The 19,649-nt window shown below is 62.9% G+C and carries 12 protein-coding genes; 11 read left to right on the top strand and 1 reads right to left on the bottom strand.

What is annotated here, in order from left to right; translation table 11 throughout:
- Nucleotides 1-151 precede the first annotated feature (151 nt).
- Complete coding sequence (locus HMPREF2785_RS00205) at nucleotides 152-865, top strand: hypothetical protein (protein ID WP_070613734.1); 714 nt, start codon at nucleotides 152-154, stop codon at nucleotides 863-865.
- A gap of 12 nt (nucleotides 866-877) precedes the next feature.
- Here HMPREF2785_RS00205 and HMPREF2785_RS00200 read toward each other — a convergent pair whose 3' ends face one another.
- Nucleotides 878-1,774, bottom strand: a complete 897-nt coding sequence (locus HMPREF2785_RS00200) for an acetamidase/formamidase family protein (protein ID WP_070613730.1) — start codon at nucleotides 1,772-1,774, stop codon at nucleotides 878-880.
- Between the two features lie 725 nt (nucleotides 1,775-2,499).
- Between HMPREF2785_RS00200 and HMPREF2785_RS00195 the strand changes: the two genes are divergently transcribed.
- From HMPREF2785_RS00195 to HMPREF2785_RS00150, 10 genes are all read left to right on the top strand, one after another.
- Nucleotides 2,500-3,966, top strand: a complete 1,467-nt coding sequence (locus HMPREF2785_RS00195; RefSeq protein WP_070613913.1) for a DUF3375 domain-containing protein — start codon at nucleotides 2,500-2,502, stop codon at nucleotides 3,964-3,966.
- A complete protein-coding gene (locus tag HMPREF2785_RS00190; RefSeq protein WP_070568318.1) occupies nucleotides 3,963-4,562 on the top strand; it encodes a DUF4194 domain-containing protein in 600 nt (199 codons plus the stop codon). The genes HMPREF2785_RS00195 and HMPREF2785_RS00190 overlap by 4 nt, the downstream gene beginning before the upstream one ends.
- Nucleotides 4,559-7,846: an ATP-binding protein gene (locus HMPREF2785_RS00185; protein WP_070613729.1), complete on the top strand. Its 3,288-nt coding sequence runs from the start codon at nucleotides 4,559-4,561 to the stop codon at nucleotides 7,844-7,846. The genes HMPREF2785_RS00190 and HMPREF2785_RS00185 overlap by 4 nt, the downstream gene beginning before the upstream one ends.
- Complete coding sequence (locus HMPREF2785_RS00180; RefSeq protein ID WP_070421871.1) at nucleotides 7,833-8,975, top strand: DUF3322 domain-containing protein; 1,143 nt, start codon at nucleotides 7,833-7,835, stop codon at nucleotides 8,973-8,975. Before HMPREF2785_RS00185 ends, HMPREF2785_RS00180 begins: the two co-directional genes overlap by 14 nt.
- A 26-nt stretch (nucleotides 8,976-9,001) precedes the next feature.
- On the top strand, nucleotides 9,002-9,253 hold the full coding sequence (locus tag HMPREF2785_RS00175) for a toxin HicA (protein ID WP_070421870.1): 252 nt from the start codon (nucleotides 9,002-9,004) through the stop codon (nucleotides 9,251-9,253).
- A 3-nt stretch (nucleotides 9,254-9,256) separates the two neighbouring features.
- Nucleotides 9,257-9,592, top strand: a complete 336-nt coding sequence (locus HMPREF2785_RS00170; protein ID WP_070421869.1) for a type II toxin-antitoxin system HicB family antitoxin — start codon at nucleotides 9,257-9,259, stop codon at nucleotides 9,590-9,592.
- Nucleotides 9,593-9,869: 277 nt separating this feature from the next.
- On the top strand, nucleotides 9,870-10,625 hold the full coding sequence (locus HMPREF2785_RS00165; RefSeq protein ID WP_246821114.1) for an ImmA/IrrE family metallo-endopeptidase: 756 nt from the start codon (nucleotides 9,870-9,872) through the stop codon (nucleotides 10,623-10,625).
- Nucleotides 10,626-10,689: 64 nt separating this feature from the next.
- Nucleotides 10,690-11,238: a hypothetical protein gene (locus HMPREF2785_RS00160; RefSeq protein ID WP_141750594.1), complete on the top strand. Its 549-nt coding sequence runs from the start codon at nucleotides 10,690-10,692 to the stop codon at nucleotides 11,236-11,238.
- A gap of 110 nt (nucleotides 11,239-11,348) precedes the next feature.
- On the top strand, nucleotides 11,349-14,225 hold the full coding sequence (locus HMPREF2785_RS00155) for a DEAD/DEAH box helicase (protein WP_070422099.1): 2,877 nt from the start codon (nucleotides 11,349-11,351) through the stop codon (nucleotides 14,223-14,225).
- Nucleotides 14,226-14,229: 4 nt separating this feature from the next.
- Entirely contained in the window at nucleotides 14,230-18,825 is a 4,596-nt protein-coding gene (locus HMPREF2785_RS00150; protein WP_070613722.1) for an Eco57I restriction-modification methylase domain-containing protein, read from the top strand.
- Nucleotides 18,826-19,649 lie beyond the last annotated feature (824 nt).

Below are 19,649 nucleotides of genomic sequence, written 5' to 3'. Positions count from 1 at the left end.
GCATCTCTAAGGGCCACCACTCGCCTTCCCCATGCTGAATTTCAAGACCTCAAGGTGCTGGCGAATGCCGGCATGTTGAGCGAGGATGAGCGGACCGTGTACGACGAGCTGCAGACAGTTCTCTTACTGCTCGGTGAGGGTCGTTTTGGGAGTGCATGATGCGGCAGGGCGGTTTCTCGGCGACGTAAGAGACACGTTACTTGAGGCGTTGCCGCTGGCATGCAGAGCGGATTTACAGGCGAAAGCCAAGCTAAACATCGACAAGAATATCGTGGTGGGTGATTTCAAGGCTCCTCTCGTTCACGGTGCTGGACAACCTGAGGGCTCAGTGCGCAGGGAAGACTACAGTCAACTCTTTCACGTGATTATCAATTACGAACTGTCATCCGATTCGTCGGAGAAGTTCCTAGCCGTAAAGAGCAGCAAATTCGAACTGCGGGTTGCTACGTCGCCGGGCACACGTTTCGAGTTTGAGCGTGACTACACCAGCGCGCCCTGTGCGCATATCCACTACTCAGGGGTCGCACGGTTGCTCAGTCCAGCGTTAATGCAGAACTTTCAGGACAAATCAGGCAACCCGAGGAAGAAGGGCCGCCTAGATGAATTGCACTTACCTGTGGGAGGAAAGCGTTTTCGTCCGTCGCTTGAGGACTTCCTCTATTTTGTGATCAGCGAATGTGGATTCCGCGGGAGGCCAGGATGGGAACCTGCACTACAGGAACGACGCCGAGTATGGCTTTCTAAACAGGCTTCTGCGGCAACCCGAGATCATCCCGAAGCTGCTGCAGAGGCGCTCAGGGACCTCGGGTTTACCGTCACTCCCCCGAAGGGGTTCACTACGCCTAAAGCAGATGCGCAATGGTGAATTGCCCGTTAGCTACGGCAGTTCCACACCGCACTGCTTGAGGATCGTTTTGGGCAAGCGGAAGCGAGCAGTCATGCGGGGGTCGACGATCTGGCTGATCTGGGTGTCGCCAACCAGGGATAGCAGCATGAGGGCGTCGGTGGCGTCGAGCGCGGATACGCTCACGAGCCAATCGCGCATCATGCGGGTGGACTCCTTGACGGCGTCCATCAGTTCGATCTCGGAGGAGATGGCGTAGACCGCGTCGCCGGAATCCAAGAACGGCAGCGGCAGCGGGCGGCCTTCGAGCACCGTGACGCGGCTCTTCACCTCGGCCTCGATCTCGGCGCCACAGACTGCGACTTCGCCATCGCCCATGACGGCGTGGACGTCGCCAAGGCTAAGGTTCGCGCCGTCGACCTCCACTGGCAGGTACAGGGTGGAGCCGGCGACGATCTCCTTCGTGTCCATGTTGCCGCCGTGCTGGCGCGGCTCACCGGTGGGTACCGACTCGGATGCCGGTGCGGTGCCGATGACGCCGATCATTGGGCGGATGGGGATGGTGATGTCGTCAGAAAACTGCGCCTTGCCATCGCGGATCGGGACGATGCGGGTGCGCTCCTCCACCGTGCCGGGCAGCGCGCCGAAATCAGGGTGGGTGGTCATGGTGGCCTGCTCGCCGACCTCGATGCTGAGGATCTCCACCTTCAGTGTGTCGCCAGGGCGTGCTCCCTTGACCGCGATTGGGCCGGTGGCTGGGTTGACCTTGTCCCAGCCGACGGTGCTGAACAGCTGGGACTCGTCGGTAATCGTGTTGGAGAAGCAGTCAAGGGTTCGAACCGTAACCTCGTCGCCGCTTTCCACATGAAGGCGCGGCTCTTGGTCCGGAGACAGGGCCAATACACACGCGTTGGAATCGATGGAGTGCATCCTTTTACCTCTCTTCGAAGGAACAACCACTGGATTGCCTCTGACCATAGTTGGAAACAGAAATTCGCAGGTGAAGGTTGTGAAAAGGGTGGGTGCGTTCAAGGTATTAGGAGCAAGGAGCCTCATTATCGACGAGGCCCGCGAACGTTTGGCGCGTGAACCCCTCGACCGGTGCTGCCGAATGTTTCACGTGAAACCCGGCTGTTGTAAGGGCGCTGGCGGCAGTGGCGGTGGCGATAACGAAGTCGCGACTTGACCCCCCGAGTTTCCCGGTACCAAATACGCGGAACACGAGAGCACCGGCTCTGCGAAACACTGAGACCAAAGACCTGCATTGGTACTTCGGGCATTTGGTATCGATTCAATGATTGCTCAGTAGATCATCTATGTTTGGGTTTACGCACACCACGTCCTCTCCGGTTCGCCGTGACGGCGTGGTTTTCTCAATCCAAGGGGGTAATGGATGGGTTAAGGGTCAAAAGGGGACGCGGACATTTTGACCCTTAACCCTAGGCGCCTAAAAACGCTTGAGAATAGCGGAATTCCTTCCGCCTACTCGCACTCTAAATGGGGGGTGGGTGAGTGCTCAACCGGTCTCGGGGGGGGATGGACCGTGGACGGAGGGGCCCAAAAGCGGATATAGACGATCGCCCTGAGTGTGTCTACACCTAGAGCAAAAAAGTTTTTCGGTGCAGGCGGGAGGGTGCTATGGGATGATAGCCGGCATGACCATTCAGGCCCGGGCGCTGACATATAAGCGTGAAAAGGAGCAGTCGGCCGCGATCCGTTTGTTGCACGCGGACAACGCCCCGGTGCTACTCGCGGTCGTGGCGGAGCACTTCCCGCGAGGCGCAGAGGTCCGACCTGCGGAGCAGCTCTATCAGCTCATGGCTGAGGACTTCGCGGTGTTGCGCGGTATCTTCGAGCTCCCGAAAACACCCCAGGCGTACTGCAACGACTGGGTGAAAGCCGGGTGGCTGGTGCGCAAGTCCGGCACCAGGGAAACGGGTGAGACGCTTGAACCAAGCGAGCAAACGCTCACCGCGCTGCAGGTGATGGACCGTGTCAGTGCACCGCGATCGGCGGTGACGGCGAGCCGGGTGGCGTCGATAAGCAATGCCCTGCAGGCGCTCGCGCGGGACACGGACCCGAACATCGACTCCCGCCTGAGGCACCTCGAGGCCGAACGCGCCCGCATCGAGGCAGAGATCGAGCAGGTCGAGCGCGGGGAATTCGAGCTGCCCTCCCCCGCCACCGTGCACGAACGGGTGGGCGACATTCTGGAGCAGGCGAATGCGATCCCTGGCGATTTCGCGCGCGTGCGGCACGAGCTGGAAACGCTCAATACGCAGCTGCGCCGCCAACTGCTGGATCCGGAGGGCTCGCGCGGCGACGTGCTGGACGAGATCTTCGCCGGCGTGGACTTGATCGGGGAATCCGATGCTGGCAGAAGCTTCAACGCGTTCTACTCGTTGGTGGTCGACCCGGAACGCGGCGCGTGGTTGGACACGTGGATTGGGCAGGTGCTCGAGCGCGCCGACAACACCGCGATGACACACGAAGAGCGGGCGAAATTCCGCAGGCTGTTCCGCGACATGGAAGACGCCGGCTACGAGGTTAACCGCATGATGACGCGCCTGGCCCGCAACCTACGCAACTACGTGGCCAGCGAACAGTTTGCCGAGGACCGCCGAATGATCGAGCTTTTACGCGACACCCGCAAGCTCGCCGCCGACGCCGCGGAGCGCGAGGAGCTTGCAGCCACCCACAAGATGGACACGCCCTTGCAGCGCATCGGGATGCAGATCACCTCGGTGGCGCAGATCAAGCTGGCGGACCCGGGTGCGGAGGTCATCACCACTGCGGTGGAGGCGTTTGAACCCGGCGAGGGCGACGCGGAGGCGCTCTACCAGGCGGTACGTGAAAGCGAGATCGACTTGGAAGAGCTTATCGCGGCAGTTGGGGAGACAGTTGGGATGGCCGGAGGGGCGTCGATAGGCAAGGTGCTCGAGCGCCATCCCGCCTCCCAGGGGCTGGGGTCGGTGGTGGGCCTTGTGTACCTGGCCCTGAAGCATGGGGTGCGGCAGGACGGCAGCGAAGAGGTGCGCTTCGAGGAAGACGATGGGAGCATTCGCTTGGCGACGGTCCCGCGGTGGCATTTCGACGCCGCAGCAGTAAAGGAGATGCAATGACGGAACCGCTGTGGACGGGCGACACGGGCACCCTGTCCGAGGAAACCCGGCGCGCACTGGTGGACCTGCTCAAAGGTCCGCTCATCACCGCTGACCGGAAGAAGGAAACCTGGCACGCCATCACCACCGACACGGAGACGCTGCGCTCTCGGCTGCACGATGTGTTTTTGGAGCTGGTTGTGGACGAGGACGCCGGCATCGCGTTCACTCGCCACGTCCGCCCGGACGACGAGGACGTGAAAGTGCCGCCGGTGTTGCGCACGGAGGCGCTGACGCACTTGCAAACCGCGATCCTGCTGCAGCTGCGCCACGAGCTGGGCATGTCTACCCCAGGCGAGCGCGTCGTGGTGGGAGAAGATGAGTTGTATGGCGCCATCAGCTACGTCCGTGCGGTGGACAACCGTGACGAGTCCGGGTTTAAGAAGCGCTTCACCGCGGCGGTGAACACCATCCGCAAGTACAGCCTGCTCACCGACACGGAGACCGAGGGGCGCTGGGAGGTCTCCCCTGTGCTGCGCCACATCTTCGACGCTGACACGGTCCACGCGCTGCGCGAGGAGTATCTGCGCCTGGCACAGGAAGGGGAAGAACAGTGACAGAGCAGTTCCGTCTTGCGCGCGTGCAGCTGGTCAACTGGGGCACGTTCGACGGCTACTACGACATCCCCGTCGGCGAGCGTGGGTTTTTGATCACCGGCGCGTCCGGCTCGGGCAAGTCCACGCTTATCGACGCCTTCTCCGCCGTACTAGTCCCGCCTGGCAAACTGCGGTTCAACGCCGCCGCCCAGCAGGAAACCGGCCGTGACAAGGGGCGCAGCCGCGTGTCCTATATCCGCGGTGCGTGGCGCCGCAGCGAGGACCCGGCCACCGGCGAGATCCGCAGCCAGTACCTGCGCTCCGGAGCGACAGCCAGCATTGTCGCGCTGACCTACCGCGCCGGCAGCGAGGTGCTCACGCTCGCCGCGATCTACCGCCTCAACGCGGGCCAGCAGCAGGAAGCGCAGGTGAAAACGCTCTACGGCATCTTCCCCAGCGAGGTGGACGTGGACGGGTTTGTGCCGCTGCTGCAGAACTCCCTGGACAAGCGCAAGCTGGAGGCGAAGTACAAGACCGCTGGCGTGACGTTCACGGAGCAGTACTCCGTGTTAGCCAACCGCTTCCGCTCGAAGCTGGGTATCGGCAGCGAGGAAGCGCAGATGCTGCTGCACCGCACGCAGTCCGCGAAGTCCCTGTCCAGCATGGACGAGCTGTTCCGCAACTACATGCTGGACGTACCGGACACGTTCCAGGTCGCGGAGGACGCCGTGGCCACGCACGAGGACCTTCGGCAAGCGTACGAGCGGCTCGAGGACGTGCACCAGCAGATTGAGACGCTCGCTCCCCTGCCTGGGCTGAACACCAAGCTCAAGGACGCGCAGGCGACGCAGGAGAACACCGCCGCGCTGTCTGCCGCCCTGCCCAACGTGCGGCGCGCGATTGAGGCGAAGCAGTTGCGCGAGCGCATCGACGTCAGCTCCGCCCAACTCGCCGCACTGGAGGTACAGGCGCAATCCCTCGAGGCCCGCAAGGAAGCGCAGCAGGAGGCGGTGCAGCGCGCCGTGGTGCAGAGAGAGCAGGTTGCCGGGCAGAGCCTGGGCGAGATCGAGCGCAACATCGCCCGCGAGGAGCACGAGCTTGTTGCGCGCAAGGCGAAAGTGCGCGACCTGGCGGCTCTGGTGCAGTTAGACGGGGCGTTGGACACCGAGCGCTTCGCAGAGCTGAAAGCACAGGCGTCGGCGGAGCTGGCGGCCGCGCCGGAGCAGGAAGAACGCCTGCGCGAAGAGTGGTTCAAGGCCCGAAGCGAACACGAGAGGCTTGCTGGCGCGGAGGCGTCGGTGGGGGCGGAGTTGGCGTCGTTAGGCAACCGCTCCTCCAACATTGACCAGCGCTACGTGGAGGTGCGCGCGCAGCTGTGCGCGGATACCGGGCTGACGGTGCGTGAGCTGCCGTACGTGGGCGAGCTTATCGACGTGCTGCCCGAGCAAGCCGAGTGGGAACCCGTGATCCAGCGCCTGCTCGGCGGGTTTGCCGCGACCCTTTTGGTGCCGGCGGAGCGTGAGCGCGAGGTGAGCAGCTGGGTCAACGGGCGCCACTTGGGGATGCGGCTGGAGTACCGCACCGTGCCCGAGGGCGTGGAGGTCCCGCGCGGGCCGAGGAACCCGCTCAGCCTGTTTCATAAGGTGCGCGTGGTGGAGCACCCGATGCGACCGTGGCTGATGCGCATGCTGGCCACCACCTTCGACTACGCCCTGGTGCGCACCGTGGACGAGCTGGAGAGGCAGACCCAGCGCGCGGCCACCATCGACGGCTTGGAGCGCAACCCGGCCGATAGGACCGGCTCCGCCAGGTACGTGAAGAACGACCGGCTGCGCCTGGGCGAGCGGCGCAACTACCGCCTCGGCTCCTCCAACCACGCCAAGGTGGAGGCGCTGCGCGCGGAGCTGGCGGAGGCGAAACGCGCGACCACTGCGGCGGGCAACCGCCTGGCGGAGGTCAAGCGCAAGCAGGAGGCGCTGGCCAGCGACGTTGCTAAGGCCCGGGCTGTCGACGCCATGGAGTGGGCCAGCGTGGACACCGAGAGCGTCGAGGAGCAGTTGGCTGGCCTGCGCGCGGAGCTTGAGCGGCTCACCTCCTCCCCCGAGGCCAAGGAGCTGGAGCGGGCGTGGCGTGAGGCGTCTGACACGCTTAAGGCCACCGAGCTGGAGTTACGCGGCGTGCGCGACGAGCTCGCCGTGGCCAAGCGGGCGCTGCAGGACGATCAGGCGCGGCTGAAGAGGATCGAGTCGGAGCACGTGGAGGTGGACCCGGCGCTGGCGGAGCAGCTCGAGGCGATGCTTGCGGCCACCACGCGCCGCCTGACCCCGGAGAACTTGAGCGACAGCGCCTTCAAGGTCACTGCGCAGCTGGACGCGCAGGCGAAGCAGGCGGCGAAGACGATCACGGACTCCAGCAATGCCGTCGTGAACATCCTGTCCAACTACAAGTCCCAGTGGTCCGCGGAGTCCGCGGAACTGCAGGCTACGGCCGATTTCGCCGGCGAGGCCATTGCGCGGCTGGAGATGCTGCGCTCGGACCGCCTGCCGGAGTTCCGCGGCCGCTTCCTGGACCTGCTCAACGGCCAGTCCGTGATGCACCTGAACACGATTTACAAGGAGCTGCAGCGCGCGAAGGGCGACATCGAGACCAACCTCGGCCCCATCAACGCGTCGCTGCGGCGCTCCCCCTACACCGAGGGGCGCTACCTGCAGATTGAGGTCCGCGACAACCGCGACCGCGTCGTGCGTGATTTCCTGCAGGACCTGCGCGAGGCGACCGCCGGCAGCTTGAGCAAGGCGGACGAGAAGACCGCCATTGAGCGCTACCACCGCCTGGCCAAGATCATGGACCGCCTTGGCTCCTCCGAGCGCGCGGACCGCAGTTGGCGCACCGTCGTGCTGGACACTCGCCGCCACGTGAAATTCGTGGGCAACGAGGTGGACGCCGAGGGCACGGTGCACAACACCCACGTGGATTCCGCGTCCTTGTCCGGCGGCCAGGCGCAGAAGCTCGTGTTTTTCTGCCTCGCCGCGGCGTTGCGTTACCGCCTGGCGGGCGTGGACGCGGACGTGCCCCGCTACGCCACCGTTGTGCTGGATGAGGCCTTCGACCGCGCTGACCCCGTGTTCACCCGCACCGCGATGGACGTGTTTGAAAGCTTCGGTTTCCACATGGTGCTGGCCACGCCGATGAAGCTGATTAAGACTCTCTCCCCTTACGTCGACGGCACCATCGTGGTCCACTACACCGAGGACCCCGTCGCGCGTTCCACCTTCGAGCTCATTGATACCCATGCGTCTGCCTGACCAGCTGCCCGTCAAGTTCAACATGGAGCTTTTGCTTCTCGACGAACCTTCGGCCACCTCCGTTCCCCTGCATCCCCCAACACGCGCGCAGGTGCTCGCCGACGAGGCTGGTGCCCGCGAGTTCGTCCGCGCCTGGCAGGCATGGGAGCCCGCCGGAGAGGTGGAGTGGGCCACCCGGTCTTGGGCGGGTCTGGGCAAACAGGACGTGCCCGTACGCGTGACGCTGTCCGGGTGGGACCGTATCGCGGAGGTGGCCGGCCGCGCCGGGGAGGTTGCGCTGGCCCGCGAGCGGTTTGCGGTGTTGGTTGGGGTGTTCCCGGATTGGCCGGAGTTCCGGGAGCGGGCGGCGCGCTCGTGGTCGTCATGGCTGGTGTTGTCGGACGACGACTTCGCCCGCCTGTGCCTCGCTCTGCGATGGTTTCACGTGAAACCTTCCTCGGGCCTGCGCGCACGCGCCGTGCCCATCGAAGGGCTGGACACGAAGTGGATCGCCGCTCACCGGGGGCTGCTGCAGCGCTTGCTTGGGGTGGCTGACCTGGGACTTGCCGAGGGCGACCGGCTGATGCGCGTGCGGTTCCTGGATGGCACGCTTGCGCCCGCGCCGGGGTTGCTCGATGTGGCTGTGCCGTTCGGGTCGTTGGCGTTGCCCGACGGTTTGTTGGTGATCGTGGTGGAGAACAAGGAGACGTTCCTGGCACTCCCCCGGGCGTCCGAGGGGTCGGGCGCGGTGCTGGTGTGGGGCTCCGGGTACACCGCCGGCGCGCTTCCGGAGCTGCCGTGGGTGCGCGCGGCGCGCCGGGTCCTGTACTGGGGTGACGCGGATGCGGACGGCTACGCCATCCTGAACGCCCTTCGGTCGCGTTTAGCTGCCGACGGAGCTTCTGCCCCCGTTGTCAGCGTGACCATGGACGTGGAGACGGTGGAGCGCTTCCTGCACCTCGCCGTCGACGACCCCGGCGACACGACCCGGGTGCTCCCCCACCTCACCGACGACGAAGAACGCGCCCGCCGGTTCCTGGTCGCCTCCGGTGCGAAGCGGTTGGAGCAGGAGCGTGTGTCCCTGGAGTGGGCGCTGGCGATGCCGGAGTTCGCGTCGGTGTGGGGGTCTTGTGCTTCCACTGCGGAGTAGTACTATGTGTGGTACTGCTGGTTCCCATGGGGGACGATATCCAAAAGATCCTGGACGCGATGCAGCGTTCCGGCAACAACATTCGTTACGCCGATCTTCGTAAGGTCTGCGACCACTTCTTTGAGAAGCGGCCCAACAGCGGCGGAGATCACGACACATACAAGACACCCTGGGTTGGCGATCCGCGCGTCAATATCCAGAACCGCCGCGGAAAGGCGAAGCCGTACCAGGTCAAACAGGTGCTGGCTGCGGTGAAGAAGCTAAAAGAGCAGGAGTAGACGATGACTGAACGCTTGTCGGATAAATACACCTACCAAACCTTCTGGTCTGAGGAGGACGCTGAGTACGTGTCCACCGTTGCCGAGTTCCCGTCCTTGAGCTGGCTCGATGAGGACGCCCAGCGGTCAAGTGCTGGACTTCGGAAGCTTGTCGCCGAGGTAATCGCGGACATGCAGCAAACCGGTGAGCGTATCCCCCAGCCGTTCGGTCAGCGCGACTTTTCCGGACGGTTCAACGTGCGTGTCAGCAGTTCCCTCCACCGCCGTCTTGCCATGGACGCTGCGCGGGAGGGTGTGTCCTTGAACGCGTGGGTGACGCAGAAGCTCGCGAGCGCGTAGACGGGAACTTCGGTCGGGATGAGCGCTGTCCGGGTCAATATCCAGCCCCGCATGCTTGCTTGGGCGGTGGATTGCACTGGCCTGCCAGAAGGCGGAGAAGCGGTTTCCAAAGCTTCCGCAGTGGCACTCGGGTGAGAGTCGCCCAACGCTGAAACAGGCGAGGGAGCTCTCGAAGCTCGCTCGCATTCCTTTCGGCCGATTGCTGTTGGATGAGCCGTCGGGTGAGCGAGTGGGTGTGACGGACTTTCGGACCGTCGGCAACAAGGCGATGGGTACCGTGAGTGCCGATTTGCGGGAGACTATCCGTTCGAGCCAGAGCAGGCTCGCGTGGTACGCCGAGTTCGCTGCTCAAGAGGATATCGCTCCACCGACAATGTATGCCTCGGCCACGGTCGAGCATGACCCGGTTGAAACGGCAGAGCGAACTAGGGAGCATCTTGGTGTCGAGAGAGGCAAACCACTCCCGGGAAGCGACAAGGTAAGTGAGCTCGCTGCAGCCATGGAGGAAAACGGAATCCTGGTGGCGAGAAACTCGATCGTCGGTAACACCACTTCGAGGAGGCTCAGCGTTGGCGAGTTCCGGGGCTTCACGATCGAAGACGGCGGCTACGTCTTGGTGTTTGTTAACACCGCGGATGCCAAAACTGCCCAGTTGTTCAGCTTGGCCCACGAATTGGGCCACGTTGTTCTTGGGCGCACTGGTATCTCTGATCACTCTGAGCATGCGGACGTCGAGCGTTGGTGCAACAGGTTCGCGACCGCGGTGATTGCACCGCTGGAGGCAGTGGAGCAGGACCCCACCTCACGCGCAGAAGCTAGAGACGCGGCCGGGTTACTCGAAGCACATCCATCCGACAAGCGTGAAAGCGGGGGCGCTCCCCCATTTCGCACAATGGTGCGCTTGCGCGTAGGCAGCCGTTTCTTCGACTCGATCACTCATGCATGGAGCCATGGGCAAATTGCGGATAGCGAAGTGTCCCGCCACCTCGGCGTCAGCACCTATGCGTCACTCTTTAAGCTCGTGAGAGCGTAAGGCAAAGTACCATTAACCACTACTTGCCCTGCAAGCCCCGCGTTTGACCTTTATCTTCAACCGCATGGGAACTTTCATCATCTCGCTGATTGAGGCAATTGCGGCTGCCGCCGCAGCGATTTTGGCGGCCATGGCACTGAAAACCTCGAATAAGGCCAATGATCTCGCGGAGAAAATGCGGGATGACAACCAAAAGTTCAAGGATGAGGAACGCGAAAAGGACGACGAGCAACGGCGCAACGCGGTTGCGATGAGTGTTTACGCCTACTGGGCGAAGCGGGACGACAACCAGTGGGGAGTGGTGATCAGTAACAAGGGCCCGCGTGCGACGGTGGTGAAGGACTTCCGGGTGGAGGTCAAGTGCAAGGACAAAGACAGGACCTGTCACGAGTCGCACCAGATGGTCGCACTGCCCGTGGGCGAGTTCTTCATCGAGCACAAAACGACGAAGTACGGCTGGGGCAACCTCGTCTCCATCAACGAGAACGAGCGGTTCAAGCCCGTGGTGTACGCCAACACGTGGCGCGTGGACAAAATCAGCTTCATCGACCATCTCAACGAGCAGTGGACCTACACGCCTGAGACTGGCTACACCCACCAGCCGGCCAGCTAGCCAAGAAGCCACCACCGTTTCACGTGAAACGTCACGCAACCAACCCCCACTCAAACACCCGTCCGATATAAACCTCCCCCGCATCGGGCGCGCCGGATAACCTGCCTAGTATGTCTTCTCCCACGCAGGAAGCAGCGCAGGAAGCGCGCACCGATAATGCGGCGAACTCCACCGCCTACGCGCCCGGCCTCATGGTCAAGGTCCGCGATGAGTTGTGGCTGATCACCAGCGTCACCCAGTCCGTGGACGGATACCTGCTCAAGGTCCGCGGCCTGTCGGATTACGTCCGCGACACCACGGCGAGCTTCTACACCGCCATCGACGACGTCGAGGTCTTCGACCCCGCCAACGTGGAGGTCGTCCCGGACCGCTCCCCCGGCTACCGCACCACGCGCCTGTGGCTGGAGACCACCCTGCGCCAAACCCCGGTGCCCCTCTACCAGGAGGAGCTGTCGGTGGCGGACCAGATGCTCATGGATCCGCTGGATTACCAGCTCACCGCCGTACGCAAGGCGCTTTCCGACGACAACCTCCGCCCCCGTGTCCTCATTGCGGATGCCGTCGGCCTGGGCAAGACCCTCGAGATCGGCATGATCCTCTCCGAGCTGATCCGTCGCGGCCGCGGCGAGCGCATCCTGGTGGTCACGCCGAAGCACATCATGGAGCAGTTCCAGCAGGAACTGTGGTCCCGCTTCGCCATCCCGCTGGTGCGCCTGGACTCCACCGGCATCCAGCGGGTGCGCCAGATGCTGCCGGCCAGCCGCAATCCGTTTACCTACTTCCCGCGCGTGATCGTGTCCATGGACACGCTGAAGAGCCCGAAGTACCGCGCGCAGCTGGAGAAGGTGCGCTGGGACGCGGTGGTGATCGATGAGATTCATAACGCCACGAACGTGGGCACCCAGAACAACGAGCTGGCCCGCACCCTCGCCTCCACCACAGAGGCGCTCCTGCTCGCGTCCGCCACTCCGCACAACGGCAAACCGGAAAGCTTCAAGGAGATCCTCCGCCTGCTGGACCCCACGGCGGTGCTACCGAACGGGGAGATCGACAAGGACGCGGTGTCCCGCCTGGTCATCCGCCGCCACCGTCACAGCGACGAGGTAGCCAGCGTGGTCGGCGAGCAGTGGGCGGAGCGACTGGAACCTAAGACGATCCTCGTGGAGGCCTCCGCGGAGGAAAATGCCGTCGCGGGGGAGCTGGAGCAGACCTGGATCCACCCAGACAACGCAAAGACCAACCCGGCCCAGGACCGCCTTTTCCCGTGGACTCTGGTCAAGGCGTTCCTCTCCTCCCCCGCCGCGCTGGGAGAGACCATTGAGAACCGCCTCAAAGAGATCCCCACCAAAGAAAGCAACCAACGGAAAGCCCTAGAGCACCTGGCGCAACTGAACTCAAACGTCACCGACCTCTCCTCCAACAAATACCGGGAATTGGTCAAATATTTGCGAAAAATCGGAGTTGGTAAGGGGAAGAAGACCAGGGCGGTGGTGTTCTCGGAGCGCGTTGCGACGCTGTATTGGCTTCGGGAGAACCTCGTAAGAGACCTAAAGATGCCGGCCGGTGCGGTCGAGGTCATGCACGGCGAGCTCTCGGACGAAGAGGAGATGCGCCTTGTAGGGGAATTCAAGCGCGAGGGCTCGAAACTACGCATCCTGATCACCGGTGACGTGGCATCCGAGGGTGTGAACCTACACACCCTGTGTCACAACCTGATCCACTACGACATCCCGTGGTCGCTGATCCGAATCCAGCAGCGTAACGGCCGCGTGGACCGCTACGGGCAGATGGAGCCCCCGCAGATCGCTGCGCTGCTGCTGGACACGAAGCAGGGTGGTTATGTGGGCGAGTTACATGTGCTGACCAAGCTGATCAACCGTGAGAACGAGGCACATGCGTTGCTTGGCGACGTCGGCTCGCTCATCGGTAAACACACCGTTTCCGGCGAGGCGGATGAGATTCGCCGGGTGATCCAGAACCAGGCTGGCTTCGATGAGGTGGTCAAGTCTCCTGAGCAGGTTGCAAGCGCGGATGCGCAGTCGGAGGAGGATCTCATCGATCTGTGGATGTCGGGCTTCGGGCTTGACGACGAACCTTCGGAAAACCCCGTTTCCGACCCAAGTGCCCCGCACACGACCAGCCTGTACGCCTCGGAGATTGCCTACCTGGAGGACGCACTGAACGAGGCCTTCTACGGCGCGCCGGAGAAGGCGCTCGCCGCCAACGGTGTCGCCTACGAGCTGGGCAAAAACGGCGTGGCCGAGCTGGCCCCGCCGGAGGACTTGCGCCGCCGCCTGGACGTGCTGCCCCAGGACTACTTGGCGGACCGCAAGGTGCGCGAGAAGTTCCTCCTGGCCACCAACACTGCGGTGGGCAACGAGATCCTGCGCAACGCGCGCACCGGCCAGGACGGTTCCACGTGGCCCAAGGCCCACTTCCTAGGTCCGCTGCACCCGGTGACGGATTGGGCCGCCGACCGAGCGCTGGCGTCGTTGTCGTCTGGCCAGATCACCGCTATCGAAGGTGACGTGGAGATGCCCACCGTGCTGTTGATGGCCACGCTGACCAACAAGCGCGGCCAGGTGGTCTCCCGCGCGTTTGTCACCGTCGCCGGCGGCATGCTGCCCAAGACCATCGAGGACCCAGTGGCCTGGCTGCGCGGCATCGGGCTGACCGAGAACGCCATCAACCCGGAAACGCTCAAACTGCCGGACAACGCGCAAGAGCTCGTCGCCAAGTCTGTGGAGATCGCCGGTAACCAGCTGCAGCCGATGATGGCCGCCGCCCGCAACCACGCATCCAGCCGCATCGAGTACTGGATCGACCGCGCCGACCGCTGGCAGCACGCCAAGGACGACAGCCAGCAGGTGCTGCGCGTTGGCCGATCCGCGAACCTGATTGCTGAGGAGCGCGCGCTGATCGCCTCGCTTGAACCAGACCGTGAACTTATCCGCCCGCTCGTCCTCGTTCTGCCGAAGGAGCAGTAGATCAATGGCTACCTACGACTCAATCATCAACGTTGATGAATGGATCAATGATTACTACTTCACCGCTGATGAAGGGGAGTCCTTCACTAAGAGATTGGGTAAGCGCGTTTCGGAGTGGAAACAGTTAGAGAAGGAATCCAACATCCCCTCCCCCGTTAAACGCTTGCAGGCGCGGCGTAATGAGTTACAAAAAGCCTTCGCCACCAAAGTCGAAACCGCCGAGCTCGTGCGTGCCACGTTTAATTACGGCACCCCTACCAAACAGCATTACACCCGCGCCGGGGACACGTTTGTCTACCACGGCTGGGTGGGTAACGCTGGCACCCTGGTGGTCGTCAGCGCTGCACCGGAGAAGCCGAAGGACGGTGACCAAGAAGTTGAACTCCGCACCACCGAGGAAGACCTGACCACGCTCCCCGTCACCGGCGGCATCGCCGCGGAGGGCAAGGAACCGGAGCAGGCGAAGGTGTCCAAGCTGGTCGGCGACCTCTTCCTCGCCGCCGAACCCCCGGAGTTCATCGTGGTCCTCGCCGGTGCGTGGGCCGTACTCGCCGAGCGCGAGTCCTGGCCGCTGGGCCGCTACCTCGCCGTGAACCTGCAGCTGGCGGTGGAGCGCAACGACACCAAAAAGGCCGGCGAGCTCGAGCGCGTCGCCGTCATCTTCGCCCGCGAGAACTTGGAGCGCGCCGCCGACGGCACCACCTGGTGGGCCGAAACCCGAGAGGAATCCCAGCAGCACGCCGTAAAGGTCTCCGGCGACCTGCGCGACGCGGTGCGCGAGTCCATCGAGATCATCGGCAACGATGTCCTCAACCGCCGTCGGGAGCAAAACCTGCCCATCGACTGCGTCGACGGCAACGAGCTGGCGCACCAATCCCTGCGCTACCTCTACCGCATCCTCTTCCTGCTGTTCGCCGAGGCCTCCCCGGAGCTGGCCATCCTGCCCACCGGCGCACCGGAGTACGTGGAGGGCTACGGCCTGGACCGCCTCCGCGACCAGATCCTCAACCCGCCCGTGACCGACAAGGCGCGCCGGGGCACGCACCTCTACGACTCGCTGCAGCTGCTGTTCACCCAGGTCAACGACGGCCACGAGCCGCTCGAGACCGCGGGCGCCGACCAGGACGCGCAGAACGAGGGCCTGACCTTCCGCAACCTCGAAGCGGACCTGTTCAAGCGCGAGGCCACCTCGCTTATCGACGAAGTTAAGCTCTCCAACGACGCGCTGACCCGCGTCCTGCAGAACCTGCTGCTGTCGAAGGTCTCCGCCGGCAAGGACCGCGGCTTCATCTCCTACGCCACCCTGGGTGTGACGGAGCTCGGCCAGGTCTACGAGGGCCTGATGTCCTACCACGGCTTCATCGCCCAGGAAGACCTCTACGAGGTCGCGCCGAAGGGCGACGCCTCCAAGGGCTCCTGGGTATTGCCCACCCATGCCGCGGACACCGTGCCGCAGGACAGCTTTGTCATGGAGACCAAGCAGATGGAGGAAGGCGGCACCTCCAAGGTGCGCCGCGAGCACCCGGCCGGCTCCTTCGTCTTCCGCCAGTCCAGCCGCGACCGCGAGCGCTCCGCGTCCTTCTACACCCCGCAGGTGCTCACCGAGTTCACCGTCGGCCAGGCTATCGAGGTGCTTCAGGAAGAAGGGCGCATCGAAACATCCGATGACGTACTCAGCCTGACCATCTGCGAGCCCGCCATGGGCTCCGGCGCCTTCGCCGTGGAAGCCGTGCGCCAGCTCGCGGAGCTGTACCTGAAGCTGCGCGAGGACGAACTGGACGCCCAAATCGACCCCGAGACCCGCGCCGTTGAGCTGCAGAAAGTCAAGGCCCACATCGCACTGCACCAGGTCTACGGCGTGGACCTCAACCCCACCGCGGTGGAGCTCGCCGAGATCTCCCTGTGGCTGGACACTATGACCAGCCAGCTCAAGGCACCGTGGTTCGGCCTGCACCTGCGCCGCGGTAACTCGCTCATCGGTGCGCTGCGGTCGACCTACTCCACCGCACAGCTGAAGAAACGTGAGTGGCTCACCGCCGTGCCGCGCCGGGAGCCGGTACAAAACCTGGCCGAGGCTATCGACGCCGGCGAACCCAAGGACATCAACGTTGCTGGCCGCATCCACCAGTTCCTCCTCCCCTCCTCCACCTGGGGCGCGGCCGCGGACGCGAAGGACCTGAAGACCCTGGCCAAGAACGAGATCACCGCCATGAAGGCGTGGAGGAGGTCCGTGACCCGCAAGGCACCCACCAAGGAGCAGGCGAAGAAGCTGACCAACCTGGCCGCGCGCGTGGAATCCTTGTGGGCCATCACGCTGTCGAAGATGCGCATCGCTGAAGATCAGATCCGCCGCGACATCGATCTCTGGGGCCGCGAGACCGAGCACAACGCGAAGAATGTCCGCCGCGAGCAGATTGAGCGCGAGCTGCTTCACGACGCCGAAGGTGCCTACCTGCGCCTGCGCCTAGTGATGGACGCCTGGAATGCCCTGACTTTTTGGCCACTCACGGCCACCGATGAGCTGCCAGACTTCGACGAGTGGTTGGTTACGCTCAACGACATTTTGGGTACCGAGATCACCGCACGTGATGCGGCGCAGGGACAGCTCGGCCGCGCCGACAGCTGGGATGACCTGGTTCAGCTCGAGCGCACTGAGATCGAACTCTCCGGCGCACGCAAGATCGAGACTGTGTTGGAGAAGCACCCATGGCTGAACACCGTGCGCAGAGTCGCCTCGGAGCAGGGCTTCTTCCACTGGGATCTCGACTTCGCGGCTGTCTTCGCCCGCGGTGGTTTCGACCTCCAGGTGGGCAACCCGCCGTGGGTGCGGCCCCGCACTGACCTGGACGCGCTCTACTCCGAAGCTGATCCGTGGTTCTCGCTGGCGCACAAGCCGACCCAGGCCGCGAAAAAGGTGCGCCGAGAACGGTGGAACGAGGACACCGCGACTCGAGCGACTGTGTTCAGCGGCCTCGGCGAGTCGGTTGCGACTTCGGCAGTACTTAAGGACACCGGCCGGTACCCGCACCTCGTCGGCCAACAACCTGATCTGTACCGCGGATTCATGGAACGGACTTGGGGAAATACTTCACCCGACGGCGTTATTTCTCTCATACATCCCAAGAGTCATCTCACCGAGTCCAAAGCGACCGCCTTACGCCGCGCCTCATATCACCGCTTGCGTCGACTTTGGCATTTCACCAACAAGCTCGGGTTGTTCGACATTAATAAAGATGAAAAGAATTTCGATGTCTCGGTTTACGGAGAGTCGCGCGACAAAATTGGTTTTAGCTTCTGCGGCAGCGCGCACCACCCGATCACTGTTGAACAGTCTTTAGCGCACGACGGCGAAGGACCTCTTCCATCTTTCAAGGATGAAAATGACAATTGGGACCTTCGGCCCCATCGCGATCGCATTCAATTTGTGAATCTCGATACACTTGAACTTTGGCGCTCGATACTCGAAGACGAGGAAACGCCACCCCAGGAAGCGCGAACGATTTATACCGTAAATCAACAGGCCGCGAGAATTCTGGCGCACCTGGGCCAGCTGCCCAGGATTGAGCGGCTCGGTCTGCAATATGCTCGCGGTTGGGACGAATCAATTGACAAAAAGAAGGGCTATTTTGAGGCAGAGTGGGGGTGTCCCCGAACTCTGAACGATGTAATCCTTCAAGGGACACATTTAGGGGTTGCAAACCCATGCAATAAGCAGCCGGACCCGTCGTTGAAGAAGGACAACTGGGAAAGTCTCGATCTAGAGGATCTAGGTAGAGATGCAATCGCGGCTACTGGCTATAAGCCAGATCGATCTGCGAAACCGACGTACGATGCTGACTACGCAGAATGGGAACTTGAGGGGAGGGCGGTTTCAGCTAGATACCCATTCAGAATCGCATGGCGCCAAATGTCTGCACCAAGCGGGTTCCGTACTCTCTACCCGGCAATAATCCCGCCGAGGGTAGCTCATGTCAATGGTGTCATTTCAGCAGGCTTGCCGGACGGTTCACAGAATTCCCAGGTTGTAGTGGTGGCTGGTGCATTCATGTCATCGCTGCTTGTCGACTTCTTCGTGAGATGTGCCGGAACACACTTATGGCCAAGCCTCATTGAGCGTGTTCCAATCTGGGTACTCAACGAACTCAAGAGCGACGTTTCTAAAGCCTACCTTCGCCTCAACTGCCTCACCGAGGCCTATGCCCCGTTGTGGGAGGAGGTTGTGGGGCAACCTTGGGGCGTCGATACGCCTTTGCGTAAGGATGAGGAGCGGCGTGCTGCGCAGGTGGAGATTGATGCGATTGTGGCGTTGTCGTTGGGTGTGACGGCGGATGAGTTGTGCATGATTTACCGGACGCAGTTTCCGGTGATGCGTCGTTATGACCAGGAGGATCGGTTTGATGCGAATGGTCGGAAGGTGCCGAAGGAGGTTGTGAAGGCGGACGCGAAGTTGAAGGACGGTGCGGAGTTGTCGGTGGCGGATCGGACGTGGACGCATCCGCAGTCGGGTGTGGAGTACGTGTACGAGTACCCGTTTAGGCAGCTGGACCGGGAGGCGGATATGCGGGAAGCGTATGCGCGATTTGAGGGGGTGGTGGGGTGACTACTTGGTCCAGGATTAACTCATCGGGACGGAGCGTGGCACAGAGTGTGAGGCAAATGTTCAGAAGACTGAAATGGTAGCGGTGTGGTGAGTATCTGGTAGCGCTTCAGTGAGTATCCGGTAGCGGAGGCTCAACCTGGGCTCGGCACCGGCGACAAGCCGGTCAAGGATTCAAGAATGGCCTCGTTGTCAGGGGCGGATTTGATTCCGGCGCTCCGAAGGCTCGGTACTGGTTGGTACCTGGACAGCGGAGCCGGGCCGACTGCACGGCCCCGGTTGCATCTATTAGTCGTGTGAGCAGCCTACTGAGGCGGTGTCTTTGCGCATGGTGAAGACTTCTATGCGGATTCGGTGGCCGCTATGTTGCAACCGGCTTTCCGTCAGCGATATTCGCAACTGCCCGCAACACAACGGGGCAGTGACTCTTTGGCGCTGAGAGTGCTCGGGCCCCAGGCTGCCCAGAATGTCCCATCACCACTGTTGTCGGCCTGGTATCGAGACAGCGGAGCCCTGCAGTACCGAGTACGCGGAGCACAGGTACCAACTACGCGGAATCGCGGTATCAACTACCCTCCGAATCGACAGGCATCAAGAACGGGCTTGGGCCGCTCCTGAAGCGAGATGAACTGCAGCCGGACTTGGCTCAAGTAGCTGCCGAAGAGTCGGGCCGACCGTGGAGGCTTCCGCGGCGTACCACCATTTTCATCAGCGGACTCCATCCGGAACGCGCCCCACCCGAATGAAGCGGATACAGCAACCATCACCCCATGCAATTAGAGCCGCTACCGGATGCTCACTGAAGCGCTACCGGATAGTCACGACAC

It is taken from the genome of Corynebacterium sp. HMSC067D03, assembly GCF_001811185.1.
GTDB classification, from domain to species: domain Bacteria; phylum Actinomycetota; class Actinomycetes; order Mycobacteriales; family Mycobacteriaceae; genus Corynebacterium; species Corynebacterium coyleae.
This window is presented reverse-complemented; position numbering and strand designations above follow the sequence as displayed.